The 25,403-nt window shown below is 61.9% G+C and carries 23 protein-coding genes and 1 pseudogene; 16 read left to right on the forward strand and 8 right to left on the reverse strand.

Annotated features, from left to right (window positions below):
* The 4 genes from NEZ08_RS04050 to urtA form a co-directional block, all read right to left on the reverse strand.
* Positions 1 to 515: ATP-binding cassette domain-containing protein (locus NEZ08_RS04050; RefSeq protein ID WP_298103869.1), on the reverse strand; the 515-nt coding region annotated here is incomplete at its 3' end.
* The gene (urtC, locus tag NEZ08_RS04055) at positions 512 to 1,636 is read right to left on the reverse strand and encodes an urea ABC transporter permease subunit UrtC (RefSeq protein ID WP_298103872.1); all 1,125 of its coding nucleotides are present in this window, start codon (positions 1,634 to 1,636) and stop codon (positions 512 to 514) included. The genes urtC and NEZ08_RS04050, both read right to left, overlap by 4 nt.
* Positions 1,633 to 3,243 carry an urea ABC transporter permease subunit UrtB gene (gene urtB / locus NEZ08_RS04060; protein WP_298103875.1) on the reverse strand — a complete coding sequence of 537 codons (1,611 nt, stop codon included), beginning with the start codon at positions 3,241 to 3,243 and terminating at the stop codon, positions 1,633 to 1,635. Before urtB ends, urtC begins: the two co-directional genes overlap by 4 nt.
* A gap of 133 nt (positions 3,244 to 3,376) precedes the next feature.
* Positions 3,377 to 4,696 (reverse strand): urea ABC transporter substrate-binding protein, encoded by a 1,320-nt coding sequence (gene urtA / locus NEZ08_RS04065; protein WP_298103879.1) that lies wholly within the window; start codon positions 4,694 to 4,696, stop codon positions 3,377 to 3,379.
* 573 nt (positions 4,697 to 5,269) lie between these two features.
* On the opposite strand from urtA, the gene NEZ08_RS04070 reads away from it, so the two are divergent.
* The 3 genes from NEZ08_RS04070 to NEZ08_RS04080 all read left to right on the forward strand — a co-directional run bounded on the left by NEZ08_RS04070 (position 5,270) and on the right by NEZ08_RS04080 (position 7,495).
* Positions 5,270 to 6,691, forward strand: a complete 1,422-nt coding sequence (locus NEZ08_RS04070; RefSeq protein ID WP_298103881.1) for a DEAD/DEAH box helicase — start codon at positions 5,270 to 5,272, stop codon at positions 6,689 to 6,691.
* A gap of 23 nt (positions 6,692 to 6,714) precedes the next feature.
* Positions 6,715 to 7,011: a translation initiation factor IF-1 gene (gene infA, locus NEZ08_RS04075; RefSeq protein ID WP_298103884.1), complete on the forward strand. Its 297-nt coding sequence runs from the start codon at positions 6,715 to 6,717 to the stop codon at positions 7,009 to 7,011.
* A 271-nt stretch (positions 7,012 to 7,282) separates the two neighbouring features.
* A complete protein-coding gene (locus NEZ08_RS04080; protein ID WP_002714433.1) occupies positions 7,283 to 7,495 on the forward strand; it encodes a cold-shock protein in 213 nt (70 codons plus the stop codon).
* Positions 7,496 to 7,638: 143 nt separating this feature from the next.
* On the opposite strand, the gene NEZ08_RS04085 is transcribed toward NEZ08_RS04080, so the two are convergent.
* Complete coding sequence (locus NEZ08_RS04085) at positions 7,639 to 8,067, reverse strand: pilus assembly protein N-terminal domain-containing protein (protein ID WP_298103933.1); 429 nt, start codon at positions 8,065 to 8,067, stop codon at positions 7,639 to 7,641.
* A gap of 195 nt (positions 8,068 to 8,262) precedes the next feature.
* Complete coding sequence (locus NEZ08_RS04090) at positions 8,263 to 9,090, reverse strand: sterol desaturase family protein (RefSeq protein ID WP_298103887.1); 828 nt, start codon at positions 9,088 to 9,090, stop codon at positions 8,263 to 8,265.
* A gap of 309 nt (positions 9,091 to 9,399) precedes the next feature.
* Here NEZ08_RS04090 and NEZ08_RS04095 point away from each other — a divergent pair, with 309 nt between their 5' ends.
* Positions 9,400 to 9,564, forward strand: coding sequence for a Flp family type IVb pilin (locus tag NEZ08_RS04095; RefSeq protein ID WP_298103890.1), 165 nt, complete (start codon positions 9,400 to 9,402; stop codon positions 9,562 to 9,564).
* A gap of 242 nt (positions 9,565 to 9,806) precedes the next feature.
* On the opposite strand, the pseudogene NEZ08_RS04100 reads toward NEZ08_RS04095, so the two are convergent.
* Positions 9,807 to 10,079 (reverse strand): annotated as a pseudogene (locus tag NEZ08_RS04100) (IS5/IS1182 family transposase); the annotation flags it as partial.
* A gap of 115 nt (positions 10,080 to 10,194) precedes the next feature.
* Between NEZ08_RS04100 and NEZ08_RS04105 the strand changes: the two are divergent.
* The 9 genes from NEZ08_RS04105 to NEZ08_RS04145 all read left to right on the forward strand — a co-directional run bounded on the left by NEZ08_RS04105 (position 10,195) and on the right by NEZ08_RS04145 (position 20,409).
* A complete protein-coding gene (locus NEZ08_RS04105; RefSeq protein ID WP_298103893.1) occupies positions 10,195 to 11,703 on the forward strand; it encodes a hypothetical protein in 1,509 nt (502 codons plus the stop codon).
* Between the two features lie 279 nt (positions 11,704 to 11,982).
* Positions 11,983 to 12,507 (forward strand): prepilin peptidase, encoded by a 525-nt coding sequence (locus NEZ08_RS04110; protein WP_298103895.1) that lies wholly within the window; start codon positions 11,983 to 11,985, stop codon positions 12,505 to 12,507.
* A 127-nt stretch (positions 12,508 to 12,634) separates the two neighbouring features.
* Positions 12,635 to 13,432, forward strand: a complete 798-nt coding sequence (gene cpaB, locus NEZ08_RS04115) for a Flp pilus assembly protein CpaB (protein WP_298103899.1) — start codon at positions 12,635 to 12,637, stop codon at positions 13,430 to 13,432.
* 17 nt (positions 13,433 to 13,449) lie between these two features.
* The gene (locus NEZ08_RS04120) at positions 13,450 to 14,922 is read left to right on the forward strand and encodes a type II and III secretion system protein family protein (protein WP_298103902.1); all 1,473 of its coding nucleotides are present in this window, start codon (positions 13,450 to 13,452) and stop codon (positions 14,920 to 14,922) included.
* A gap of 22 nt (positions 14,923 to 14,944) precedes the next feature.
* Positions 14,945 to 15,685: a CpaD family pilus assembly protein gene (locus tag NEZ08_RS04125; RefSeq protein WP_298103905.1), complete on the forward strand. Its 741-nt coding sequence runs from the start codon at positions 14,945 to 14,947 to the stop codon at positions 15,683 to 15,685.
* On the forward strand, positions 15,682 to 16,944 hold the full coding sequence (locus tag NEZ08_RS04130; RefSeq protein ID WP_298103908.1) for an AAA family ATPase: 1,263 nt from the start codon (positions 15,682 to 15,684) through the stop codon (positions 16,942 to 16,944). Before NEZ08_RS04125 ends, NEZ08_RS04130 begins: the two co-directional genes overlap by 4 nt.
* Positions 16,945 to 16,967: 23 nt before the next feature.
* On the forward strand, positions 16,968 to 18,437 hold the full coding sequence (locus tag NEZ08_RS04135; protein WP_298103911.1) for a CpaF family protein: 1,470 nt from the start codon (positions 16,968 to 16,970) through the stop codon (positions 18,435 to 18,437).
* Positions 18,438 to 18,447: 10 nt separating this feature from the next.
* Positions 18,448 to 19,425, forward strand: coding sequence for a type II secretion system F family protein (locus NEZ08_RS04140; RefSeq protein WP_298103914.1), 978 nt, complete (start codon positions 18,448 to 18,450; stop codon positions 19,423 to 19,425).
* A 9-nt stretch (positions 19,426 to 19,434) separates the two neighbouring features.
* Positions 19,435 to 20,409 (forward strand): type II secretion system F family protein, encoded by a 975-nt coding sequence (locus NEZ08_RS04145; RefSeq protein ID WP_298103917.1) that lies wholly within the window; start codon positions 19,435 to 19,437, stop codon positions 20,407 to 20,409.
* Positions 20,410 to 20,620: 211 nt separating this feature from the next.
* Here NEZ08_RS04145 and NEZ08_RS04150 read toward each other — a convergent pair whose 3' ends face one another.
* Positions 20,621 to 21,430 (reverse strand): tetratricopeptide repeat protein, encoded by an 810-nt coding sequence (locus NEZ08_RS04150; protein WP_298103920.1) that lies wholly within the window; start codon positions 21,428 to 21,430, stop codon positions 20,621 to 20,623.
* A 219-nt stretch (positions 21,431 to 21,649) separates the two neighbouring features.
* On the opposite strand from NEZ08_RS04150, the gene NEZ08_RS04155 reads away from it, so the two are divergent.
* The 3 genes from NEZ08_RS04155 (at position 21,650) to NEZ08_RS04165 (ending at position 24,626) form a co-directional block, all read left to right on the forward strand.
* The gene (locus NEZ08_RS04155) at positions 21,650 to 23,035 is read left to right on the forward strand and encodes a M17 family metallopeptidase (protein WP_298103924.1); all 1,386 of its coding nucleotides are present in this window, start codon (positions 21,650 to 21,652) and stop codon (positions 23,033 to 23,035) included.
* Positions 23,028 to 23,876 carry an NlpC/P60 family protein gene (locus tag NEZ08_RS04160; RefSeq protein ID WP_298103927.1) on the forward strand — a complete coding sequence of 283 codons (849 nt, stop codon included), beginning with the start codon at positions 23,028 to 23,030 and terminating at the stop codon, positions 23,874 to 23,876. The genes NEZ08_RS04155 and NEZ08_RS04160 overlap by 8 nt, the downstream gene beginning before the upstream one ends.
* A 114-nt stretch (positions 23,877 to 23,990) precedes the next feature.
* Positions 23,991 to 24,626 (forward strand): LysE family translocator, encoded by a 636-nt coding sequence (locus NEZ08_RS04165; RefSeq protein ID WP_298103930.1) that lies wholly within the window; start codon positions 23,991 to 23,993, stop codon positions 24,624 to 24,626.
* The last annotated feature ends 777 nt before the right edge of the window (positions 24,627 to 25,403 follow it).

The following is a 25,403-nucleotide window of genomic DNA, read 5'->3' on the forward strand; positions in this document are numbered from 1 at the left end:
GGCTCCTGCGCGAGCAACATGCCGATTTCCAGCCACTGTTTCTGGCCGTGGCTGAGGTCGCCGGCGCGGCGGCCGCGATGGTCGCCGAGGCGGATGGTTTTCAGGATCGCCTCGATCCGGTCGCTCTCCTCGCTGCTCTGCCGCGCCCAGAGCGTGAAGCGCGGCCGCCGGTCGCCGGCGAGTGCCAGCAGCAGATTGTCCCAGACCGTGTGCGGCTCGAACACCGTCGGCTTCTGGAACTTCCGGCCGATACCGAGATCGGCGATGGCCGGTTCGTCGAGGCGCGTGAGGTCGGTGTCCTTGCCGAACACCACGCGGCCGGTATCGGGCCGCGTCTTGCCGGTGATAACATCCATCATCGTGGTCTTGCCGGCACCGTTCGGGCCGATCACCGCGCGCATCTCGCCGCGTTCCAGCTCGAGTCTGAGGGCGTTGAGCGCGCGAAACCCGTCGAAGCTGACGCTGACGCCGTCCAGATACAGCAGTGTGTCCTGATGGTGATGCGGCGTCGTCATTCGGCGGGCTCCGCGGCCGGGGTCACGTTCTTCGGGCGGCGGGCGGGGCGGCCGATCAGGCCCATGATGCCGCCCGGCAGCAACAGCGTGACCAGGATGAACAGCGCGCCCAGCGCGAACAGCCACAACTCCGGCAACGCCCCGGTGAACACGGTCTTGCCGAAATTCACCAGCACCGCCCCCAACACGGCACCCACCAGCGTGCCGCGCCCGCCGACCGCGACCCAGATCACGCTCTCGATGGAGTTCGCCGGCGAGAACTCGCCCGGGTTGATGATGCCGACCTGCGGCACGTACAGCGCGCCGCCGATGCCGGCCATCACCGCCGACAGCACCCAGACGAACAGCTTGTACCGCTCCGGCCGGTAGCCGAGGAAGCGCGTGCGGCTCTCGGTGTCGCGCACCGCGATCAGCACCTTGCCGAGCTTGGAGGTGACGACGGCCCGGCAGATCAGGAACGCGACGATGATGGCGAGACAGCTCAGCGCGAACAGCGCGGCACGGGTCCCATCCGCCTGCACGTTGAAGCCCAGGATATCCTTGAAGTCGGTCAGCCCGTTATTGCCGCCAAATCCGAAATCGTTGCGGAAGAACGCGAGCAACAAGGCATACGTCATCGCCTGGGTGATGATCGAGAGATAGACGCCGGTGACGCGGGAGCGGAACGCCAGCCATCCAAAGCAGAAGGCGAGCAGTCCCGGCACCACGATGACCATCAGCGCGGCAAACCAGAACATGTCAAAGCCGTGCCAGTACCACGGCAGTTTCGGATAGTTCAGGAACACCATGAAGTCGGGCAGGATCGGATTGCCGTACACGCCGCGGCTGCCGATCTGGCGCATCAGGTACATGCCCATGGCGTAGCCGCCGAGTGCAAAGAACGCACCGTGCCCGAGCGAGAGAATGCCGCAATAGCCCCAGATCAGGTCGATCGAGAGCGCGAGCACCGCATAGCAGGCGTATTTGCCGAACAAAGCCATCAGATAGGTCGGCACCTGGAACGCCGAGCCGGACGGCAAAAGCAGGTTCGACAGTGGAATCAGAATGCCGAAGGCCGCGACGACGATGACGAACAGGGTCGCGCCGCGGTCCAGCGAACGCGTGAGGATGTGCGGCATCATGCTTCTACCGCCCGTCCCTTGAGCGCGAACAGGCCGCGCGGCCGCTTCTGGATGAAGAGAATGATCAAGACCAGAATAGCGATCTTGCCAAGCACGGCGCCGGCGACCGGCTCGAGGAACTTGTTGGCAATGCCGAGGGTGAAGGCACCGACCAGCGTACCCCACAAATTGCCGACGCCGCCGAACACCACGACCATGAAGGAATCGATGATGTAGCTCTGGCCGAGATTGGGACTGACATTGTCGATCTGCGAGAGCGCCACGCCGGCGATTCCGGCAATGCCGGATCCCAGCCCAAAGGTCAGGGCATCGACTCGCGAGGTCGCGATCCCCATCGAAGCCGCCATGCGGCGGTTCTGCGTCACGGCCCGCATCTCCAGCCCGAGCGCGGTATAGCGCAGCATGGCCAGCAGGATGGCAAACACCGCGAGCGTGAAGCACAGTATCCACAAGCGGTTATAGGTGATGGTGATCTGGCCGAGCTCGAAGGCACCGCTCATCCAGGAGGGATTGCCAACTTCGCGGTTGGTGGGACCGAAGGCGGTGCGCACTGCCTGTTGCAGCACGAGCGAAATGCCCCAGGTCGCCAGCAACGTCTCAAGCGGCCGGCCATAGAGGAAACGAATGATCGTCCGCTCGATCAGGACGCCGATCGCGCCCGCGACCAGAAAGGCCAGTGGCACGGCGATAAACAGTGAATAGTCGAACAGGCCGGGGAGATTTGTGCGGATGACGTCCTGCACCACGAAAGTGGTGTAGGCTCCGAGCATCACCATCTCGCCGTGAGCCATATTGATGACGCCCATGACGCCAAAGGTGATCGCAAGGCCAATCGCCGCCAGCAACAGCACCGAGCCCAGCGAAAGGCCGTACCATGCGTTCTGCACCGCGGACCAGACTGCGAGCCGGCTTTGAATCGAGGAGATCGCGCTCGCCGCCGCCTTGGTCACCAAAGGCGACTGATCGGAAAGATCGGTCAGCAGGGCAAGAGCCTCTTGATCGCCCCTCGCCTTGACGGTGGCGATGGCGTCCAGCTTGTCGGCATCGCTGATGCCGGATGTGTTGAGCAGGATCGCCGCGCGCGCCTCGGCAAATGCATCCTTCGCCGCCTTGTTGGTCTCTTTCGCCAGCGCCCCTTCGACAACCGGCAGCGCGCTTTCCTCATGCGACTTGAAGACCGACCGTGCCGCCGCAATCCGTTTGGCGGGATCGGGTGACAGCAAGGTCAGGCTGCCGAGCGCGGCCTCGACGCTGCGGCGCAGCCGGTTGTTGAGCCGGACGGAAGCGGCATTGTCCGGCAACTTGTCTACCGGGGCTCCCGTCGCCGCATCGATGATCTTGCCGTCCTGTCGGGTAATATAGACCTTCTTGGTATCCGGATCGGCCGAGAGCCGGTCATCCTGAAGCGCGCTGATGATGGGAAAGGCCAGCGGATTGCCGGAGTTCGCGACCAGACCAATCGCTTCTTCGGTGTCGGGAAAATCGTCGTTGGCGAATTTGGCGACCCCATCTTCGAAGGCGCCCGCGAGCGCGGGCACAGTCAGGGCGACAGTCAGGAAGACAGAGAGGACGATCGAACGAATACGGTCAAAGGCGTTGGCGGCCACTGGACAACCCCGGCGGAAATAGGTGGAAAGGCGGCGGCGACGTCGCCGCCTTTCCGTCTTGATGTTTATCTGCACCGGCCTGGCAAACCGCGCTCTCGTTGCGCAGCCCGCCCGGTCGGATCACCTCTCGAGGTCAGGAGTCTGAACCCAGGCACTTGTTGGTCTTGACGTTGAAGTTGCCGCACTTCTTGCCGACCCAGTCGCCTATCAGGTCCTTGGAGCCTTCGAGCTCCTTCGACCAGGCGTCACCGGGTACGAGGCCAGGCGTCTTCCACACCACGTCGAACTGGCCGTTGGCCTTGATCTCACCAATGTAAACCGGCTTGGTGATGTGGTGGTTGGGCAGCATCTTGGCGATGCCGCCGGTCAGGTTCGGCGTCTCGATGCCGGGCAGCGCGTCGATCACCTTGTCGGGATCCGTCGACTTCACCTTCTCGACCGCCTTCACCCACATGTTGAAGCCGATGTAATGGGCTTCCATCGGATCGTTGGTGGTGCGCTTGTCATTCTTGGTGAAGGCGTGCCACTCCTTGATGAACTTCTCGTTTGCCGGGGTCTTGATCGACTCGAAGTAATTCCAGGCGGCGAGATGGCCGACCAGCGGCTTGGTATCGATACCGGCGAGTTCCTCCTCACCAACCGAGAACGCCACAACGGGAATATCGGTGGCCTTGATGCCCTGGTTGCCGAGCTCCTTGTAGAACGGAACGTTCGCGTCACCGTTGATAGTGGACACCACCGCGGTCTTCTTGCCTGCGGAGCCGAAAGTCTTGATCTTGGAAACCTCGGTCTGCCAGTCGGAGAAGCCGAACGGGGTATAGTTGATCATGATGTCGGCGGGTGCGACGCCCTTCGACTTCAGATACGCTTCAAGAATCTTGTTGGTGGTGCGCGGATAGACGTAGTCAGTGCCTTCCAGCACCCAGCGCTTCACCTTCTCTTCCTTCATCAGGTAGTCGACTGCCGGGATCGCCTGCTGGTTCGGCGCAGCCCCCGTGTAGAACACGTTGCGCTCGCTCTCCTCGCCCTCATACTGGACAGGATAGAATAGGATGCTGTTCAGCTCCTTGAACACCGGCAGTACGGATTTGCGTGAGACCGAGGTCCAGCAGCCGAACACGACGGCAACCTTGTCCTTGGTGATCAGCTCTCGGGCCTTTTCCGCGAACAGCGGCCAGTTCGAGGCGGGATCGACGACCACGGCTTCAAGCTTCTTGCCGAGCACACCGCCCTTTTTGTTCTGCTCATCGATGAGCATGAGCATCACATCCTTCAGCGTCGTTTCGCTGATGGCCATGGTGCCGGAGAGCGAGTGCAGAATACCGATCTTGATGGTGTCGTCGGCGGCGTTTGCGTTGGACAGCCCGGCCAGACCTAGGGCCAGTCCCGCGGCTGCGGCGAGCCACCGGCGACGGTTCAGCGTCGCGATCTTGTGCGCAAATAATGTAGGCATGAAATGTCATCTCCCTGACGCAGGCGTTGACGCTTGCAAAACGGCCCCACGGCCGCCTGCGTTAAGGAGATCGCAAGAACCGTGCCACGCCCTCCTTTCCAGTTAAGCCTCTAGTTTTATTATGGAATCAGAATTTTCGGTCGGCGGAAAATGCCCTATCGGCCAACTTTTGTGCAGAGAAAATGTATGCCTTTTCTACAAACTGACTAATTTATAGTCATCGGAAGCGCCATCACCGGCTACTGGCACAAAATTTTGGCAGCGCTCGCTTGCGGGGGGCTGGGGCTTTATCAACCCTTTCGCGGCGATTTCCAGCATTGCTATCGGCACGGGCGTCATCGACCTTGAAAGCGCCGTGTTGATACGCCATATGAATGTCAGGAAGCCCGAATCACACCGGGCGAGCGCGAGCCGCGTGTTCTTTGGCCCTTGCGACATTGCAACGGCTTCTGGCTTGCCCCTTCATCCCAGCAATCACGATACCCCTGTACACGCGGGTGTCTTTCAGGCTTCGCGCACTGCCGCTCCCACAGGGCCGGGCAGCTGGCGCCTTACAATGGAAAGTACCCTATTTTGACCTCCTTTCAGGATTTCGGCCTCGCCGATCCCATTTCGCGTGCGCTCAACGAAGAAAAATATCTGACGCCCACGCCCATCCAGGCTCAAACCATTCCCCTCGCACTCTCCGGCCGCGACGTCGTCGGCATCGCCCAGACAGGCACCGGCAAGACGGCGGCCTTCGCACTTCCAATCCTGAATCGCATTCTGGCCAATAGGATTAAGCCACAACCCAAGAGCTGCCGCGTGCTGGTGCTGAGTCCGACCCGGGAATTGTCAGGACAGATTCTCGACAGCTTCAACACCTATGGCCGGCACATGCGGCCGACCGCGGCGCTGGCGATCGGCGGCGTTCCGATGGGACGCCAGGTTCGCAGCCTGATGCCGGGCGTCGAGATCCTTGTGGCGACGCCGGGCCGGCTGCTCGATCTCGTGCAGAGCAATGGTCTGAAACTCGGCCAGGTCGAGTTCCTCGTGCTTGACGAGGCCGACCGGATGCTCGACATGGGCTTCATCAATGACATCCGGAAGATCGTCGCCAAGCTGCCGGTCCGTCGGCAGACGTTGTTCTTCTCGGCGACAATGCCCAAGGACATCGCTGAACTGGCTGATGCAATGCTGCGAGAGCCCGCGCGGGTCGCCGTAACGCCGGTCTCCTCAACGGCCGAACGCATCGCCCAGCGGGTCATCCAGGTCGATCACGCCGCCAAGGGCGCGTTTCTCGCCGAGCTTCTCAAGTCGGAAGCGGTCGAGCGGGCGCTGGTCTTTACCCGGACCAAGCACGGCGCCGATAAAGTGGTCAAAGGCCTCGTGCGCGCGGGCATCGCCGCGGACGCCATCCACGGCAACAAGTCGCAAAATCATCGCGAAAGGGTTCTTGCGGCGTTCCGGTCCGGCGCCATCCGCACGCTGGTCGCCACCGACATTGCAGCCCGCGGGATCGACGTCGATGGCGTCAGTCACGTGGTGAATTTCGACCTGCCCAACGTGCCTGAAACCTACGTTCACCGCATCGGCCGCACCGCGCGCGCCGGCGCCGAAGGTGTTGCCATCTCTCTGGTCGCCGGGGCTGAGGAATTGGCTTATTTGCGCGATATTGAAAAGCTGATCCGCATCGCTTTGCCGCGGGAGGATCGGCGCACGCCCGGCCAGCGCGACGCGGCTCCGCCGGCGGCTCATCGCGGCGGACGACCTGCAACACGCGCGCATGCGAACCGCGCAAATGATGCCGGAGGAGGATCGAAAGGCCCTCGCCGACACCACCGCGGCGGTGGTAATAATGGCGCTTCAAAAACCAGCCGGAACGAGGTCAATCGGCAGCAGCCGAACCGCCCCTTGCACGGCGGCGGCAAGGCCGAAGGATTGCAGGGCGTCAGCTTTCTGTATCGCGAAAGCCGCCCTAATGCCCAACCCAATCGCAACCAACGGTCGCGCTAACGCCGATCGACCTGGAGATAAACATGGCTAAAGAAGAGCTGATCCAGTTCGAAGGACTGGTCACTGAAATCCTTCCCGATGCCCGCTACCGAGTCCAACTCGACGCGGGGCACGAGATTGTTGCGTATACCGCGGGCAAGATGAAGAAAAACCGGATCAAGACGCTGGCCGGTGACCGGGTCACGATCGAAATGTCGCCCTACGATCTGGAGAAAGGCCGACTGATCTTCCGCCACAAGGATGAGCGCCCCGGCGGCACAGGACCTGGCGGGGGTGCCCAGCGCGGCGGGCCGCCGCGGGGCCAATTCCGCCGCAGATAAGCCTCAGGAATCTCTCAAGTGCGTGGCGGGACCGTGTCACGGCCCATTCCGTTCAGGCGGCATGGGCCTGCGGTGCGGCCAAAAATTCGCGCACGTTGAGGATTGTTTGGGGCGCTACTTTGGAATAATATAATGCATCGATTTTCGGCCGGACGACATTAGCTATCCACCGGTACAGCCGGTTTAGACGCTGACGACCCTTCCAAAAATTCGATCCCACCAGCCCGCGTCTGTGGGCTTAGTTATGTCTATCTTGAGAAGGGACTACCCCGTGAGCATGGGAACTGTAAAGTGGTTTAACGCAACCAAGGGCTATGGCTTCATCCAACCGGATGACGGCGGCAATGACGTGTTTGTGCACATCAGCGCTGTCGAGCGCGCCGGCCTCGGCACGCTGCGTGAAGGCCAAAAGATCAGCTACGAAATCGTCGCCGATCGCCGTTCCGGCAAGTCTTCCGCCGACAACCTGCGCGCAGCCGGCTGAGCTTGGCCCTGCGTTGAGATCCCGGCGGCATGACCTGCCGCCGGACTTGGTCTGTTTGGGTCAGGTCTTGTGGATGAACAAAGGCCGCGCTTGCTGCGCGGCCTTTTATTTTCCTGCACCGAGCCGGGCTCCGCGCGTTGCGTCTATTGCTTAGCGGCTCCGGCGCTGGCGCTGGCTTGGCCGCTCAAACTTCCGGCCTGTTCCATTGTCGTTTTGAAGAACGTGTCGCCATCGCCGAGCGTGACGCGGCGCTGGCAGATCGGCATGCAGCTATAGGACTCGCGGTCGACGCCGCGATAGACGGTGATGAGCCGATCAGTCGGACCCTCGACCTGGATCTGGCGATCCACCAGCACCTGTCCGGCGCGGTCCATTGCAATGAAATTGGTGGCGCCATAGCCTTTTCCGGTGACGACCAGGATGCCGCCAGCTTGCAGCGCGACATCGGCAATCAGCGGGTTGCCGACCACGATGGTGGCAACGCGGGCCGGCAGCTTCACGAGCCTGGCCTGATCGACATTCACCGAGATGGCATCGGCCGAAGATTCCGCTGCGGCCGCAACCGGCCGCATCAGCGTTCCCACCGCGAGCGCGAGAAGGACGAAACGCATCGAAAAACGCAAGGACAGAGACGACATACGATACCCCGGGACATGAACAAGCCGGCTAAAGCAATACGCAGCGGAGCCGGCGCCCGACGGGGCAAATCTGACGTCAATTAGTGAATGAACTGCAAATAGAGGCCGGTTTCGCCGGCCCCCAGAGGCCTACTGACGAAAAGGGTAAGCGAGTTGCCCAACAATTTCATTAGGAATGCGCGGATCGTCCTGACCGTAATTCTGCGGCAGCCGGCCTTCCGGCATCCGGAACGTCCCGAACAGAATATCCCAGATCGGAAATGTACCCGCGAAGTTGGTGTCGCCGCCATCCTCCAGCGCCGTATGATGCCAGCGATGAAACACCGGCGTCGCCAGCACATACTTAAATGGTCCCAGCGTCCAGTTCAGGTTGGCATGCACAAAGGCGGAATGGAAGGTGGTGAACGGGCCGACCCATAGCATGACGTCCGGCGAGATGCCGGCCATCAGCAGGATGACATCCACGGCAATCGTTCCAATGAACAGGTTGACCGGATGGAAGCGCGCCGCCGAAATCCAGTCCAACTCCTCGGACGAGTGATGGATCGCGTGATACTTCCAGAACGCGCCGCCATGGAACATGCGGTGGAGCCAGTACAGCATGAAATCGGAGAGCACGAGAAACAGCAGCCCCTGCACCCAGAGCGGCAGCTGGGACAACGGACCATGTCCATTGTCGTAGAATGCAATCAGGTCGTCGGCACCATGAATGTTGAAGACGATGCCCGCTCCGAGCACAAGCAGCCCGATCCGCAACACCCGGGCAAACAAGGGCACGAAGAACCAGTAGCACACATCGGTGACGAGCTCACGCTTGCGCCACCAGGGCGCTCCGGGATTGCAGGCCCAGAAATAGGCCAGCAGCGAAAATATAAGCGCCAGTACGATGGTGATCGGCACGACCTTGGCGATGGTCTGGCCAAGCATTTCGATGACTTCCATCGTCGGATTGAACATGACAGCCTCATTTCGTCGATCATCCAACGCGTACGCCTCGCGACTTAAGGAGCCGTAAAATGCCGTGTCCGGCGCATTGATATCTCTCTTTAATGGGCGAAGCGGCGCCCACCGATTTGTTCGAAACTCCCCAGATCGGTTAATGCCAAATTTACTGTGCCCAAGAACTGCGCCGTTTGCGGCTTTTTGCGCGGTCGAATTAACCGTGCCGAAATCGGTTCCCTCGTAGCGTGCGCCACGGTCACGGTGCTGAGAACGCCGGCGAGACCACAGTTAGTTCGACCAGCCACGTGTCACATGGAGTTACATATGAAGAATCTGATTGCGCGTTTTGTGAAGGACCAGTCCGGCGCGACCGCGATTGAGTATGGCCTCATCGCGGCCGGCATTTCTCTCGCCATTATCGCCGTCGTCAACGGCCTCGGCAGCAACCTGAATACCAAGTTCAGCTCGATCAACAGCTCGCTGAAGTAAGCGCCGGTTGACTTTGAACATCAGGCCCCGGTCGATCCGGGGCCTTTTTTTCATCTGATAGCCGGTTGCATAACATCATGCGTAGCGTTCCGGCGGTGCCGGCTCCGCCAAAGCCAATATCGGTTCGACCAAGCAGCGGGCTTACCTCGCCCGCGGCGATCGTCTGTGCCGCGTTGATGCTGGCGCTCGTCTTTCTCGCTTTCCGGATTGCCAGCTGGCCAGCGGCGTGAATTTGAGGCTCGCTACCGTGTTACCGCCCATTCGCCATGCGAATGTAATTCTGCGAAGCCGGCAACTTCTGTTACGGCGGATACTTCGAAGTCTTCAGCAAGCCGATGGCATCGACCGAGCCAAACAAAAGGACGTTCGACCACCGATCGCCGCGATATTTGGGAGCCTTTGTTCCCAGGTTGTGACCGTTTGACGATCTCGATCGTTCTTCCCCGAAGGAAGAGTGCGTTGACGAACTGCATGCTGCGATAGGCTTGGTCGGCAAGCACGTGCCGCAGCATGGGGACGTCTTGATATTTCTCTCGCAATCTTAGGGACTTAAAACATAAATCACGCGCCGCTGCCGGCCGCGATTCACGGAAAATTATCTAGTGCCTGCTTGCATGAGGCGTCCACCCCGTGGCCAGCGTTTCCTTTGGCGGTCCGGCAGGCAGGGTCCTCACCATGAGCTTTACGAGCATCGACAGCGCGCGCGGACGCGGCCTCATGGACGGCCGGGCCCAGATCCTAATCCGCGCGCCGGCTTGGTTCTGGGCCGCCGTCATCATTGGCGCCCTGGTCGTACTTCAGGGCAACAACCTGCTCCTCGACACCGATACGCTCTGGCAGATCAAGGTCGGCGCGTGGATCCTCGCGCAGCACGCGGTGCCGCATGTCGACATCTATTCCTGGACCAAGGCCGGTACGCCCTGGATGTCATCGTCGTGGCTGTCGCAGGCGCTGTTCGCAGCCGCCTACCAATTGGCCGGTTGGTCCGGCGTCGTCGCGGTGACCGCGCTCGCCATCGCGGCAGCGTTCGCGCTGCTCGTGCGGCGGCTAGGTTCGCGGATATCCATCGCCGCGGCCGGTGTGGTGGCGATGGTCGCGTTCGCGCTGGCGCAGCACCATCTGTTGGCACGGCCGCATGTGCTGGCAATGCCAGTAATGGTCGCCTGGGTTGCCGGCCTCATCGCGGCGGCCGATCGCCGCGACGCGCCGTCGCTGTGGCTGCTGCCGCTGCTCGCGTTATGGGCCAATATTCACGGCAGCTTCCTGCTTGGCCTCGTACTCGTCGGCCCGATCGGTTTCGATGCGCTGTGGAATGCGCAAGCGCCTCAGCGCAAGATACTCGCGTTGAAATGGGCTTTGTTTGGCGTAGGCGCGCTGATCGCCTGCTGTGCGACGCCCTATGGCTGGGACACGCTGTTCGCGGCACGGAATATTCTCGATCTCGGCAGCGTGCTGGCGTTGATTCCCGAATGGGCGCCGGTCAGCTTTGCGCAAGTCGGCGCTTTCGAGGTCTGCCTACTGCTGGCGATCGCGGCGGTGCTTTATCTTGGCGTGACGCTGCCGCCGACGCGGATCCTCCTTGCACTCGGGCTACTGCACATGGCCCTAAGCCATGATCGCCACATCGAGGTGTCCGCGCTGCTGCTGCCGCTGGTATTGCTGACGCCGCTTGCCGACAGGTTCGGCTGGCCACGTGACGCTGCTCCTGCATCCCGGAGCGTGGCGACGATTTCGGCGTTTGTCGCGGCGGTGTTGCTGATTGTCGGCGCAGCCGAGCTGCGCCCGATCCGGCTCGCCGCCGATGAGCACTACCAGCCGGCGATCACGGCGCTGCACGCGCAAAATGTAACGCGGGTGTTCAACGAGGACATGCTCGGCGGCTACATGATCTGGAAGGGCATCGCGCCGTTCATTGATGGACGCTCCGAACTCTATGGTGAACAGTTCGGCATCGATTATTTCAACGCGGTGTCGTTGCAGGATCCCAACGTGCTGTTCCGCATTCTCGATGAGGACAAGATCGAGGCCACGGTTCTGCCTCCGTTGACGGCCGCAGCGCGGCTGCTCGATCATCTCGACGGCTGGCACAGGGTATTTGCCAACGACTGGGCCGTCGTGCATGTGCGCACCGCGAAATAGCCACTGCAGAATGGGCAGCTATTCCCACTGGCCCGAACCTCCTCGTGGAGCCGCGAAGCGGCATCTCTAACCATGAGCCTCCTTGGGAGCCGGGCTCCCATCCGTTGAAGCACCGTTAACGCAGTCCTCATCAGATCTGTCACGCACCAAGTTGGGTAGCTCTGGATTGGATTCAATCCCAAAATTAGACCCGCCGGCGTTTTCCGATTGTTCATTTATCAACGATAGCGTTGGCGCCAGCTGTCCGATTTCTGACATCCACGCTGGCCCACCCCCTTCATGATCCTTGACGTCGCTCGCCTGACGCTGTTCCCGGCCCTGATGGCGTTCGCAGCCGCGAGCGACCTCTTCACCATGACGATTTCCAATCGTGTTTCGCTCGCACTCGCCGCCGGCTTCCTCGTGCTCGCGTTCGCCAGCGGCATGGCACCTTCGGACATCCTGATGCACCTGGCGGCCGGCAGCCTCGTGCTGGTCGCGGCCTTCGCCTGCTTCGCGTTCGGCTGGATCGGCGGCGGCGATGCCAAGGTGGCGGCCGCGGCTGCTCTCTGGTTCGGTTTCGCCCATCTGCTCAATTATCTGGTCTACGCCTCCCTCTTCGGGGGAGTCCTGACGCTGCTGCTGCTTCAGTTCAGGCAATGGCCGCTGCCCTACGCGCTGGCGGGTCAGCCTTGGCTGCTCAAGCTGCACGCCAAGGAAAGCGGAATTCCCTACGGCATCGCGCTCGCCATTGGCGCACTGATGATTTATCCGGAGACCGACTGGATCAGAGCCGTCGACCTGGCACGCCTCCTGATCGGCTGATCGCGCGAGAGGTAAACTCTCATTAACGCGATTTAGATACGCCTCATTAACCATGCTTTGACGAATAACTGGTCAACTCCCATCACCGCGACGGAAGCGTCGCGGCGTAATGTGGAAAGTGACGCGTATGAATAGGGCACGCATTATTGTCCTGACCATCGCCCTTGGCGCTGGCGGAGTCGCGGCCTACCTCGCCAGTGGATCGGACAGCAAGCCGCCGCCTCAGACCCAGCCGGCGGCGCAGCTTCCGACCGTCGATGTTCTAGTGGCCAAAGCCGACATCAACCTCGGCCAGAAAGTCACGCCTAATGACGTGGTATGGCAAAGCTGGCCGGCAGCTTCAGCCAGCAAATCGTTCATTCGCCGCAATGAGCGGCCCGACGCAACCAAGGAAATTACCGGTTCGATCGCGCGGTCGCCCTTCATCGCAGGCGAACCGATCCGCGAGCCGAAACTGATCAAAGCCGACGGATCGGGTTTCATGGCTGCGATCCTGCCGCAAGGAATGCGGGCGGTGTCGACGGAGATTTCGGCGGAGACGGGAGCCGGCGGCTTCATCCTGCCCAATGACCGGGTGGATGTGGTCCTGACCCGCCGAGAAAAGAATCCGGATCCGAAGGCAACCGGCGATATCGTGATCTCCGAAGTCAAACTTGCGAACATTCGCGTTCTGGCCATCGACCAGGCACCGAAAGAAAAGGATGGGACGAATTCCGTGGTTGGCAAGACCGTGACGCTCGAGCTGAAACCGGAGCAGGTGCCAGTCCTCGCCGCCGCGCGCCAAGCCGGCACGCTGTCGCTGTCCTTGCGCAGCATGGCCGACGCCAACCAGGTGGAGGTCGCCGCCGATGACCGGTCTCGCGTGACCGGCACCATCAATGTAGTTCGCTACGGAGTGACTGACCACACGACGGTTCAAAAGTGATCAAGGGACCAGACGAAATGAAATGCAGGGAAAATCAGCTGCCGATGCGGACCCTCCGGGTCCGCGCCCTGTCTTTTTCAGCCGCAGCGGCGATGGTGCTCAATCCCGCCCTGACTCCGGCGGTGGCTGCCGACTACCACCCGATTCCGCAGGTTTCAGCCGACGGCCAGATGAACGCACGGTTTCTCTCGCTCGGCGTCGGCAAGTCGATCGTCATCGACCTGCCGCGGGACATCAAAGACGTGCTCGTCGCCGACCCGAAGATTGCCAATGCGGTCGTGCGTTCGGCTCAGCGCGCTTACATCATCGGGGCGGCGATCGGCCAGACCAACATCATCTTCTTCGATTCGGCAGGCCAGCAGATTGCGGCCTACGACATCGCCGTCAAACGCGATCTCAACGGCGTCCGCGCCGCGCTTAAACAGATATTGCCGAGTGCCGATATTCAGATCGACGGCGTTGGCGACAGCGTGATTCTCACCGGCACGGCGGCGAACCCGATCGAGGCGCAGCAGGCCGTCGATCTCGCCGCACGGCTGGCCGGAAGCGCCGACAAGGTGGTGAACTCCATCGTGGTTCGCGGCCGCGACCAGGTGATGCTGAAAGTGACGGTCGCCGAAGTCGCGCGCTCGATCATCAAGCAATTGGGCATCAATCTTTCCGGCCAGTTCAACTACGGCACCGCGGTCGTCAATTTCAACAATACCACCCCCTTTACGGTCAGCAACGGACCGCTCGTCTCCGGCAATCAAATCGTGAGTCAGTTCGGAGGGGGGACCGTGCCTTCGGTCAGCGCCACCCTTCAGGCGATGGAGAGCGCAGGCGTTGTCCGAACGCTGGCGGAGCCGAACTTGACGGCCATCTCCGGTGAATCCGCGACCTTTATCTCGGGCGGCGAATTTCCAATTCCGACCGGCGTCACCTGCCAAACGACAACAGGGGGCGCGATCGGAGACTGCGTCCAGACTGTGAGTTTCAAAAAATTCGGTATTTCGCTGAATTTCACGCCCGTTGTGCTGACCCAAGGACGGATCAGCCTGCGAGTGATGACCGAGGTGTCGGAAATCTCCAACGAAAACGCCCTGCAAGGCGGAGCCGGCGGCTCGACGATTCCCTCGATCAAGACCCGTCGCGCCGAAACGACGCTGGAAATTCCCTCGGGTGGCGCGATGGCGATGGCCGGCCTGATCCAGGATCAGACCAAGCAGGCGATCAACGGCCTGCCCGGGCTTTCACAGGTCCCGGTCCTGGGTACCCTGTTCCGCAGTCGAGACTATCAAAGTCACCAGACCGAGTTGATGGTCATTGTGACGCCTTACATCGTTCGGGCCGTCGCGCAAAAGGATTTGTCCCGTCCGGACGACGGCTTCGCCTCGGCCTCGGACCCGCAATCCGATCTGCTCGGCAACATCAACCGCATCTATGGCGTTCCTGGCCGCAACGAGCCCGTCCAGAACTATCGCGGCACCTATGGCTTCATCACGGATTAAGGCGGGGACAAGGACGAAGACCATGACAGCCAGCACACCCGTCGAATACCGGCGCGCCATCCGTATCGCGGGGGCGCTTCTGGGTCTCGCAACCGCACTCGGCGCCTGTACGCACACGGACGAGGTCGCGACGACGGCGAGCGTTCCGGACGATTATCGCCTTCGTCATCCGATCGTGATCCAGGAAGCCAATCGCTCCGTCGTGATTTTCGTCGGCCAGGCGCGTGGAGGGTTGTCGGCAGAACAACGCGCCGACGTGATGGGGCTTGCCCAGATCTGGCTGCAGGAGGGGACCGGCGCGATCGTGGCCGACGTGCCGGTGGGCACGCCCAATGCACGGGCAGCCGCCGACGCGTTCCGGGAAGTCCAGTCGCTGCTGGCGGCGGCTGGTGTGCCGCCGCGCGGCATCGTCATGCACGACTATCATCCGAGCAATCCACGCCAGATGGCGACGCTGCGCCTGAGTTATCCGAAGATCACGGCGACAGCCGGCCCATGCGGATTGTGGCCCGAAGATCTCGGTCCCTCGATCAAGGACAAGGGCTATCTGGAGAACAAGCCCTACTACAATTTCGGCTGCGCCTATCAGCGCAACATGGCCGCGATGGTCGACAACCCGGCGGACCTCGTACAGCCGCGCTCCGAAACACCTCCCTACACTCCGCGCCGCTCCGAAGGCTTCGAAAAGTATCGCAAGGGTACGAGCACCGCGACCAATTATCCGGAATCCGACAAGGCCAAACTCAGCGACACAGGCAAATGATCAGTTACGCGCGTCAGAACCAAGAACAGCCGGAAACGGCGGCGCCGGCGGAGGACCACATCGCGCCCGCACCACGGGTATCGGTGCAGGCCTTTTGCGAGACGGTCGAAACCGCCGCAGCCGTGCAGTCGGCGGGCGAGGACCGCCGGCTTGCGAAGGCACATCTGAAGATCCAGATGGGCGGCATGGCGGCTGCGATCGAAGCCTACCGAACTGCGCCGACGCCGAATGTGATCATTCTGGAGACCGAGGGGCGCAACGACATTCTCGCCGGCCTCGACCAGCTTGCTTCCGTTTGCGATTCCGGTACGCGGGTGATCGTGATCGGCCGGATCAACGACGTCACGCTGTATCGCGAACTGGTGCGGCGTGGCGTCAGCGACTATGTGATCGCCCCGATCACCACGCTGGACGTGGTGCGCTCCGTCTGCGGTCTGTTTTCCTCGCCGGAGGCGAAGGCCGTGGGCCGCATCATCGCCATCGTCGGCGCCAAGGGCGGCGTCGGCGCATCGACCGTCGCCCATAACGTGGCCTGGGCGATCGCGCGCGACCTGGCGCTGGATTCAGTGGTCGCCGATCTCGACCTCGCCTTCGGCACCGCCGGCCTCGACTACAACCAGGATCCGCCGCAAGGAATCGCGGACGCGGTGTTCTCGCCCGACCGCGTCGACACCGCCTTTATCGATCGCCTGCTGTCGAAATGTACCGACCACCTCAGCCTGCTGGCGGCGCCGGCGACGCTTGATCGGGTCTATGATTTCGGCGCGGAGGCTTTCGATTCCATCTTCGACACGCTTCGCTCCTCCATGCCGTGCATCGTACTCGATGTCCCGCATCAATGGTCTGGCTGGACCAAGCGTGCGCTGGTCGCCGCTGACGATATCCTGATCGTCGCAGCACCCGATCTCGCCAATCTGCGCAACACCAAGAATATTTTCGATCTCCTGAAGGCAGCGAGGCCCAATGATCGGGCGCCGCTGTATTGTCTTAACCAGGTCGGCATTCCCAAGCGGCCGGAGATCAACGCCGGCGAATTCGCCAAGGCGATCGAAAGCGAGCCGATCGTGGCGATCCCGTTCGATCCGCAGATGTTCGGCGCAGCCGCCAATAACGGCCAGATGGTCGCGGAAATCTCGGAAAGTCATCGTAGTACCGAAATGTTCCGGCAAATCGCGCAGCGGCTCACCGGCCGCGGCGAGACCAAAAAGCCGCGGGGCTCGTTCCTGTCACCTCTGATCGAGAAATTACGGTCGAAGTAATCTGACTGCCCGGGAGTTTAGTCGTGTTTGGTAAGCGTAACGGAACAGACGATCCGAGAAGCCTACGGCCTCCGGCCGCCGCATCGGAGCCGTCTGCCTCCGCCGCGGCGTTGGCGCCCCGCCCCGCGCCGCCGCCGGCCGTGGCTTCGCCACCACTGGCGCCCGCCAAGCCGTCTGCTCCGCCGCCGCCCGCGGAAACACGCAAGTCCGACAGCTACTACCAAGTCAAAGCGACGATCTTCGGCGCACTGATCGAGGCCATCGACCTTGCCCAGCTAGCCAAGCTGGACGGTGAATCGGCACGGGAAGAAATCCGCGACATTGTCAACGAAATCATCGCGATCAAGAACATCGTGATGTCGATCGCCGAGCAGGAAGAACTGCTCGATGACATCTGCAACGACGTCCTGGGTTACGGCCCGCTTGAGCCGCTTCTTGCCCGCGACGATATCGCCGATATCATGGTCAATGGTGCCGGCACGGTCTATATCGAAGTCGCCGGCAAGATCCAGCGCACCGGAATCCGTTTCCGCGACAACCAGCAACTGCTCAATATCTGCCAGCGCATTGTCAGCCAGGTTGGCCGGCGTGTCGACGAATCCTCGCCGATCTGTGACGCGCGTCTTGCGGACGGCTCGCGCGTCAACGCCATCGTCCCGCCCCTCGCCCTTGACGGCCCCGCGCTCACGATCCGCAAATTCAAGAAGGACAAGCTGACCCTCGACCAATTGGTCAAGTTCGGCGCGATTTCGAAGGAAGGCGCGGAAATCCTGCAAATCATCGGCCGCTGCCGCTGCAACGTGCTGATTTCCGGCGGTACAGGCTCGGGCAAGACGACTCTTCTCAACTGCCTTACCAACTATATCGATGATGAAGAGCGCATCATCACTTGCGAAGACGCCGCCGAACTCCAGTTGCAGCAGCCGCATGTGGTGCGGTTGGAAACCCGGCCGCCGAACATTGAAGGCGAAGGCCAGATCACCATGCGCGAACTGGTCCGCAACTGTCTGCGTATGCGGCCCGAACGCATCATCGTCGGCGAAGTCCGCGGACCGGAGGCGTTCGACCTCCTGCAGGCCATGAACACGGGCCACGACGGATCAATGGGAACTCTGCATGCCAACAATCCCCGCGAAGCCCTGTCGCGCTGCGAATCCATGATCACCATGGGCGGCTTCTCGCTACCCTCGCGAACAATCCGCGAAATGATCTGCGCCTCAATCGACGTCATCATCCAGGCCGCCCGCCTGCGCGATGGTTCGCGGCGGATCACGCACATTACCGAGGTGATGGGCATGGAAGGCGACACCATCATCACCCAGGACGTCTTTCTCTACGACATGATCGGCGAGGACGCGAACGGCAAGATCATTGGCCGTCACCGCTCGACCGGCATCGGTAGGCCGCGTTTCTGGGAGCGTGCCCGTTACTACGGCGAAGAGAAGCGGCTTGCTGCCGCCATCGACGCCGCCGAAGCGGCTGCGCCGAATTGAGGAGAGCGCCATGAAGATGCAAGCACTTTCACTGGCCTTTCTTGCCACCGCCGCGATCGGCGGCGTCGCCTGGGTCTTTATCTATCCGCTGCTGTCGGGGGAACGAAAGGCGGAAAGCCGGCGCGCCTCCATCGCCAAGTCGGAACCGGTAGCCACCCGTCAGGCGCAAAAGGAGCAGCGATCCCGCCGCGAACAGGTCGAAGGAACGCTCAAGGAAGCCGAAGCCAGGCGCGCGAAGGATTCCAAGGTGACCTTGACCACCCGCCTCACCCAGGCCGGGCTCGACTGGTCGCCACAGAAATTCATGATCGTGTCCGCCGTTCTCGCCGTCGTTGCCTTTGCCGGAGCCATGCTGGTGAAGGGCGGCCTGCTAGCGGCTGTCGGCATGGCTTTTGCCGCCGGCTTCGGCCTGCCTCGCTGGCTTTTGGGATTTCTGAAGAAGCGCCGCGAGAAGGCCTTTTTGCGCGCGCTGCCCGATGCCGTCGACGTCATCGTGCGCGGCATCAAGGCCGGCCTGCCGCTGTTTGAATCGCTCAAGGTGGTTGCGGCCGACTCGCCGGAGCCGCTGAAATCGGAATTCAACGCCATCATCGAGACGCAGGCCATCGGTATGCCGCTCGGGGAAGCCTGCGGACGGCTGTTCGAACGCATGCCGGTGCCGGAGGCTAATTTCTTCGGCATTGTCATTGCTATCCAGCAGAAGTCCGGCGGCAACCTCTCCGAAGCGCTCGGCAATCTCTCCAAGGTGCTGCGCGACCGCAAGAAGATGGCCGAGAAGATTCAGGCGATGTCGATGGAAGCCAAGGCTTCGGCCGGCATCATCGGCTCATTGCCGCCGATCGTCATGCTGCTCGTCTACATGACCACGCCCGACTACATCTCGCTGTTGTGGACCCATCCGACCGGCCAGCTGATGCTCGTGGGCTGTGTCATCTGGATGTCGATCGGCATCCTCGTGATGAAGAAAATGATCAACTTCGATTTCTGACGGTGCCGCATGATTAGCTTTCTGGTCGACAAGCTCCACGACGCCCATTTCATGACCATGCTGCTCGCCGCTATCGCGGTCAGCGCCACCGCCTATACGCTGATCATGCCGCTATTCGCCGGCGAGGCATTATCCAAACGCATGAAGGCGGTCGCCAGCGAGCGCGAGCGGATCCGGGCGCGTGAACGCGAACGCCTTAACAAGAGCGAGAAGGTGACGCTGCGCCAGACGCCGAAGCAGATCGTCTCAAAGGTGGTGGAGGATTTCAACCTCGGGAAGTGGCTGGCGCAAGAGGCAGCGCGCGACAAGCTCATCCAGGCGGGCTATCGCGGTCACGCGCCCTATGTCACCTTCCTGTTTTTCCGCCTGGTATCGCCGATCCTGCTGTTCGTCGCGGCTATTCTCTACGTCTTCGTGATATCGCATATGCAAAAGTCTTTTCCGATCAAGATCGGCATCTGTATCGGGGCCGCCTATTTCGGTCTGCAGGCCCCGATGCTGTTTCTGAAGAATGCAATTTCCAAACGTCAACTATCGATCAAGCGCGCCTTTCCGGACGCCCTCGACCTGTTGCTGATCTGTATCGAATCCGGCATGTCGATCGAAGCCGCGTTCCGCAGGGTCAGCATCGAAATCGCGACCCAATCGGTGGCGCTGGCGGAGGAATTCACGCTCACCACGGCCGAACTCTCCTACCTGCAGGACCGCAAGGTCGCCTACGAAAACCTCGCCCGACGTACCGGCGTGGAAGGTGTGAAGTCGGTCTGTCTGGCGCTTCAGCAGTCCGAGCGCTATGGAACGCCGCTCGGCCAGAGCTTGCGCGTCATGGCGCAGGAAAATCGCGACATGCGCATGAACGAGGCCGAGAAGAAGGCGGCCGCCTTGCCGCCGAAGCTGACGGTGCCGATGATCCTCTTCTTCCTGCCGGTGCTGTTCGTTGTCATTCTCGGGCCGACCGGCATCAAGATCGCAGCGATGCAGTAAGCCGCGCCGCAGGCGGTGCGCCGCTCCCCCTAATCTCGTTCCGGAAGGTACCGACAGGTCCGCGCGACGCGCGGACCAATGAGAGGCCCGGACCAGGCCTCTCAAGATTCTCGAGTGCACCGCTGCGCACCATGGCTCGTGTTTGTCATCGGCCCGGCAAACAGGCCGGGGCGCGGTGGGTCGCTGCGGACGGATGAAGCCGGGGACGCCGTCACTCCGGACGGCTGAGGGAGGCCATGGGCAATTTGGCTGCGCTGCCCGAACGCGGATCGTCCTTCCGGTTCAGCATCTGCTTGAGATAGGCGACGTTGGCGGCCGCCTCCTGCGGGGGAAGATCGGCGCGCACGATTTGTTCGGCTTCGGCAAAGCGACCTTGCAGACCTACGACGAGCGCCAGATTCTGCCGCACGCGCGCATCGGCACGGCCGCTGGCGTAGGCCTGGCGCAGCACTTCCTCTGCCTTGGGCAGATTCTTCGACAGCATGTAGGACAGGCCGAGATTCGACAGCACCGTCGGTTCGTCGGGTACGATCTTGAGGGCACTTTCGTAATAGCGGCGGGCGTCCTCGTGACGGCCCAGTTGATCGAGAGCGGTTCCCTGCACCGAGAGAAGCCGCCAGTCGGGATTATCGGGCGAGTGCGCGCGGCCGAGGACGTCGAGCCCCTCCTGGAAGTTGCCGTTGTCGACCAGCGCGCGGCCCCAGGCCGCAAGCAGTGCTTTGTCACCCGGATGGGCGATCGTGGCCTGCTCGAGCACGGCCGCCGCCTGGCTGCGCTGCCCCGCAGCACGGAGCGCCTGGCCATACGCGAGGGCGGCTTCGACATTCTTGGGGTCGGCACGATAGCGTTCGCCGGTGACTTCCACCGCCTGACGCGGATCGGGATCGGCGCTGGCCGGGCCATTCGGCGATATCGATCCGGTAACATCAGACATGGTCTGACAGCCCCCAAGCCCGGCGGCGAAAATCGCTGCCGCGGCCACGGATGCAAGAAGCCGGGCACGATTGGATCGCTGACGCATGGGCCATGACTCACGGATGGACGGCGGAACCCGCCGGGTTGAGCCAGCAATAGTCTGTTAACCCTAATGCCGGGTTAACGCGCGGCCCCCGTCGGGCGCCCCCTCCGCCCTGGTGCAGCAAATCTGATGCTCCTGTCAGTTTCGTCGCTCGCTCTGGTTCGACGCCCTGTGCCATTATAAAACCTTGAGAAATCGACGACGGCGAACAGCGAGAAGAGCATGCATTCAGCGTTTGAGACCGCCCCCGCAACGCCGGCTATCCCAATTAGTTTCGTAACCAAGGCGACATGGGAGGCGATCTCTGCCAATCTTCCCGAGCCCTCCCGGCAATTTGCCCGCGCCAGCGGATTTACGGCCAAGCCAGGGGCCTGGCTCGCGCTGCCCACGGCCACCGGCGAGATCGCACAGGTCTTGTTCGGGCTCGAAGATGCAACCGCCAAATATCGCGACCCGTTCAGGACGGGCCAATTACCCAGTCTGTTGCCGCCGGGCGTCTATCGTTTCGCCAATGTGGCTGCCGAACAGGCCCATCTGGCGACACTTGCCTTTGCCCTCGGCGGATATCGCTTTGGCCGGTACCGAAAATCGGAAAGGCCTGAGGTCAAGCTGGTGCCGCCGGATGGTGTCGATATCGCCGATGTCGCGCGGATGGCGGAGGCGGCAACGCTAGCGCGCGATCTCATTAACACGCCGTCCAATGACATGGGACCGCAAGAACTTGCAGAGGCCGCACAAGACCTGGCGCAGCGTTTCGACGCCAAGTTTACCTGCGTGGTTGGCGACGATTTGACCCGACAGAACTTTCCGTTGATTCACGCTGTCGGCATGGCCTCGGAGCGCGCGCCGCGCCTGATCGATTTCACCTGGGGTGATCCATCTCATCCCAAGGTGACGCTGGTCGGCAAGGGCGTCTGCTTTGATACCGGCGGGCTCGACCTGAAACCTTCCAGCAGCATGCTGATCATGAAGAAGGATATGGGCGGCGCCGCCAACGTGCTCGCACTGGCGCAGATGGTGATGGATGCCGCGCTGAAGGTCCGGCTCCGCGTCCTGATCCCGGCGGTCGAGAATGCGGTGGCCGGCAATGCGTTCCGCCCCCTCGATATCTTCACCTCGCGGAAGGGTTTGACCGTCGAGGTCGGCAATACCGATGCGGAAGGGCGGCTCGTACTGGCCGACGCGCTGGCGCTCGCCGATGAGGAGAAGCCGGATCTGTTGATCGATCTTGGCACGTTGACGGGGGCGGCGAGGGTCGCGCTTGGACCCGATCTGCCGCCGTTTTACACCAGTGACGAAGCGCTCGCGGAGCGACTGTCGGCTTGCGCCAAACAAGAGAACGATCCGTTATGGCGGCTGCCCTTGTGGCCGCCCTACGATAGCTGGCTCGACTCGAAAATGGCCGATATCAACAACGCACCTTCGGGCGGCTTTGCCGGTTCGATCACCTGCGCGCTGTTTCTCCAGCGCTTCGTCGGGACCGCCAAAAGCTGGCTGCATGTTGACATCTACGGATGGACGCCGAGCGCCAAGCCGGGGCGTCCCGAAGGCGGCGAATGCCAGGCGGCGCGCGCCATCTATCGCCTGCTGAGTGCCCGCTATGGATGATGATCCACGTCTCACGCCGGCACGAGGTGACATCGCCGCGAAATACCTTCAAGGCAAGGTGAAGGCAGCACGTTTCGTCGCGGGCGAGGAATTCGAAATATCGCAGCCGCTGGTGCCGCTCCGCCGCGCGCCTTCCCCTGATGCGGAGCTCATGACCCAGGCGCTCAAAGGCGAGCGGGTCACGATTTATGACCGCAATGGCGAGGGCTGGGCCTGGGGCCAGCTTGGCAGCGACGGTTATGTCGGCTGGCTTCCGGACAGTGCACTGAGGAAGCCGGCGACATCGCCGACCCATAGGATCACGGTTCTGCGGACCTTTGCCTTTCCGGGTCCCTCGATCAAACTGCCGCCGGTCGAAACGCTGACGATGGAGGCACGGCTCACGGTGCTGGACGAGGAAGGCCCGTTCGCTGTGACGAGCGAAGGCTGGTACCTGCCCGGCCAGCACCTTGGCCTCCTCGACAGCTATGCGGCCGACTTCGTCGCGGTGGCCGAGCAGTTCGTCGGCACACCCTATTTGTGGGGCGGCAAGAGCAGCCTCGGGATCGACTGCTCCGGCCTCGTCCAACTCTCGCTCGTCGCCGCCGGCATCCGCTGTCCGCGCGACAGCGACATGCAGCAGGATGAGCTCGGCCGCGAGCTCAGCCCGCAAGGGGCGAAAGAGTTCAGGCGCGGCGACCTGATCTTCTGGAAGGGCCATGTTGCGCTCGCCCGCGACACTCAGACGATCGTTCACGCCAATGCGCACCATATGGCGACGACCATCGAAAACACCCGTGAGGCGATCGCCCGCATTGCGGCAGCCGGCAACGAGGTCACCGCGATCAAGCGGCTGGAGTAAACGCGCCGCCGCCGCGCCTTCCTTGAAATATTCGACCATCATCCATGTCGTTTGCGAAATGGCGTCGCATGCCAAAGCGCGCTATTTCATCTTGTATTCATTCGCGGGGAGACGATGCCTCATTTGACTGCTTCGCTCGGCTTTGCCCTGGTTGCCTTCGGCATGGTGCTGACGCCCGGGCCGAACATGATCTATCTGATTTCCCGCTCGCTGACCCAGGGACCGGCCGCCGGCATCGTTTCGCTCGGCGGCGTCGCGCTCGGCTTCGTCTTCTACATGCTGTGCGCAGCTTTCGGCATCACCGCACTGTTGTTCGCCGTGCCCTACGCCTACGACGCCCTCCGCCTTTCGGGTGCTGCGTATCTGTTGTGGCTCGCCTGGCAGGCATTGAAGCCCGGCGGCCGTTCGCCGTTTCAGGTGAAGGCGCTGCAGGTCGACGGCCCGCGCAAACTGTTCGCGATGGGGTTTGTGACCAATCTCCTCAATCCCAAGATCGCCATGCTCTATCTCGCGCTGCTGCCGCAATTCATCGACCCTTCGCAGGGCAGCGTGCTGACGCAATCGCTGCTGCTCGGGTCGATCCAGATCGCGATCAGTGTCAGCGTCAACGCCATGATCGCGCTCGGCGCCGGGGCGATCGCCCGCTTCCTCGGCACCCGACCGACCTGGCTGTTGGTGCAGCGCTGGTTGATGGGCACGGTGCTTGCCGGGCTGGCGATGCGGATGGCGTTGGAAACAAGAAGGGCGTGACGCCCTCTTCCAGCCAGCGGCAGAGCTAGCCGTTTACGCGGGTGCTTCTGATCCCCTCCCCTTACAGAGAAAGATAAGAAGTACAGCCCACATCGGTACGGCGCGGGGCAAGCACCAGCCCGCGTTGCAATTTCCGGTTCACGCTTCAAACAGCGGACGTGCGCTCGCATTCTCACGGCGCGATTGCGCCATGAGTCTTGCTCGAACATCGCCCTCGAACGAACAGAGAGGGCGCAGGGAATGCCAGGTGATCAGGCTCACCCGCAGCCTTGTGTGCAAGGGAAGAAAGCACACAAGTTAGTCACCACAGGTTCGCCGAAACATCCGGCATTCCCTGCGCAATGGTTTTAACGGCTTCCTTCGTGCTCTCTCTGGTGATCGGGCTTTCTTGTCACCATCCCCAGTGCAATGCGTCAGCATTGTCACTGAGTTGATACCAGCGTCGAGGCATCAAGACCACACGACTTCGCCGTCCGCGACCGGCGCCGCTCGTCTGGCAGCACCAACGCGTCCATCGCATCCTGCGCCCAACGTTCGTGACGATCGGCCAAACGCCCCTCTGGCGAGCACGGGATGGCGCGGGCTTGTAGAGATGATTTGCCCGACGGGGTGAGCGAAATATTTTTCGCAAGGGACCTTGCGCGTCCGACCAAATCATCCGCGGCAAGCTCACGATCAGAGGCCGCCCGTGTCCGGTTCGAGGGTGGAAGCGGTCGTGCTTTGTCAGCACGATCACATCGCATTTTGACCCAACTCGGACTATCGAACTGACGGTGT

This window comes from Bradyrhizobium sp. (genome assembly GCF_027451485.1).
GTDB lineage: Bacteria > Pseudomonadota > Alphaproteobacteria > Rhizobiales > Xanthobacteraceae > Bradyrhizobium.

What these genes read in the sequence shown, in the direction of transcription:
- NEZ08_RS04165 (WP_298103930.1), top strand. Translation starts at nt 23,991, where the DNA reads ATGCCTCATTTGACTGCTTCGCTCGGCTTTGCCCTGGTTGCCTTCGGC.
- NEZ08_RS04160 (WP_298103927.1), top strand. Translation starts at nt 23,028, where the DNA reads ATGGATGATGATCCACGTCTCACGCCGGCACGAGGTGACATCGCCGCG.
- NEZ08_RS04090 (WP_298103887.1), bottom strand. Translation starts at nt 9,090, where the DNA reads ATGTTCAATCCGACGATGGAAGTCATCGAAATGCTTGGCCAGACCATC.
- urtA (WP_298103879.1), bottom strand. Translation starts at nt 4,696, where the DNA reads ATGCCTACATTATTTGCGCACAAGATCGCGACGCTGAACCGTCGCCGG.
- NEZ08_RS04125 (WP_298103905.1), top strand. Translation starts at nt 14,945, where the DNA reads ATGACAGCCAGCACACCCGTCGAATACCGGCGCGCCATCCGTATCGCG.
- infA (WP_298103884.1), top strand. Translation starts at nt 6,715, where the DNA reads ATGGCTAAAGAAGAGCTGATCCAGTTCGAAGGACTGGTCACTGAAATC.
- NEZ08_RS04130 (WP_298103908.1), top strand. Translation starts at nt 15,682, where the DNA reads ATGATCAGTTACGCGCGTCAGAACCAAGAACAGCCGGAAACGGCGGCG.
- NEZ08_RS04140 (WP_298103914.1), top strand. Translation starts at nt 18,448, where the DNA reads ATGAAGATGCAAGCACTTTCACTGGCCTTTCTTGCCACCGCCGCGATC.
- NEZ08_RS04145 (WP_298103917.1), top strand. Translation starts at nt 19,435, where the DNA reads ATGATTAGCTTTCTGGTCGACAAGCTCCACGACGCCCATTTCATGACC.
- NEZ08_RS04120 (WP_298103902.1), top strand. Translation starts at nt 13,450, where the DNA reads ATGAAATGCAGGGAAAATCAGCTGCCGATGCGGACCCTCCGGGTCCGC.
- cpaB (WP_298103899.1), top strand. Translation starts at nt 12,635, where the DNA reads ATGAATAGGGCACGCATTATTGTCCTGACCATCGCCCTTGGCGCTGGC.
- NEZ08_RS04155 (WP_298103924.1), top strand. Translation starts at nt 21,650, where the DNA reads ATGCATTCAGCGTTTGAGACCGCCCCCGCAACGCCGGCTATCCCAATT.
- NEZ08_RS04110 (WP_298103895.1), top strand. Translation starts at nt 11,983, where the DNA reads ATGATCCTTGACGTCGCTCGCCTGACGCTGTTCCCGGCCCTGATGGCG.
- NEZ08_RS04085 (WP_298103933.1), bottom strand. Translation starts at nt 8,067, where the DNA reads ATGCGGCCGGTTGCGGCCGCAGCGGAATCTTCGGCCGATGCCATCTCG.
- urtC (WP_298103872.1), bottom strand. Translation starts at nt 1,636, where the DNA reads ATGATGCCGCACATCCTCACGCGTTCGCTGGACCGCGGCGCGACCCTG.
- NEZ08_RS04095 (WP_298103890.1), top strand. Translation starts at nt 9,400, where the DNA reads ATGAAGAATCTGATTGCGCGTTTTGTGAAGGACCAGTCCGGCGCGACC.
- NEZ08_RS04150 (WP_298103920.1), bottom strand. Translation starts at nt 21,430, where the DNA reads ATGCGTCAGCGATCCAATCGTGCCCGGCTTCTTGCATCCGTGGCCGCG.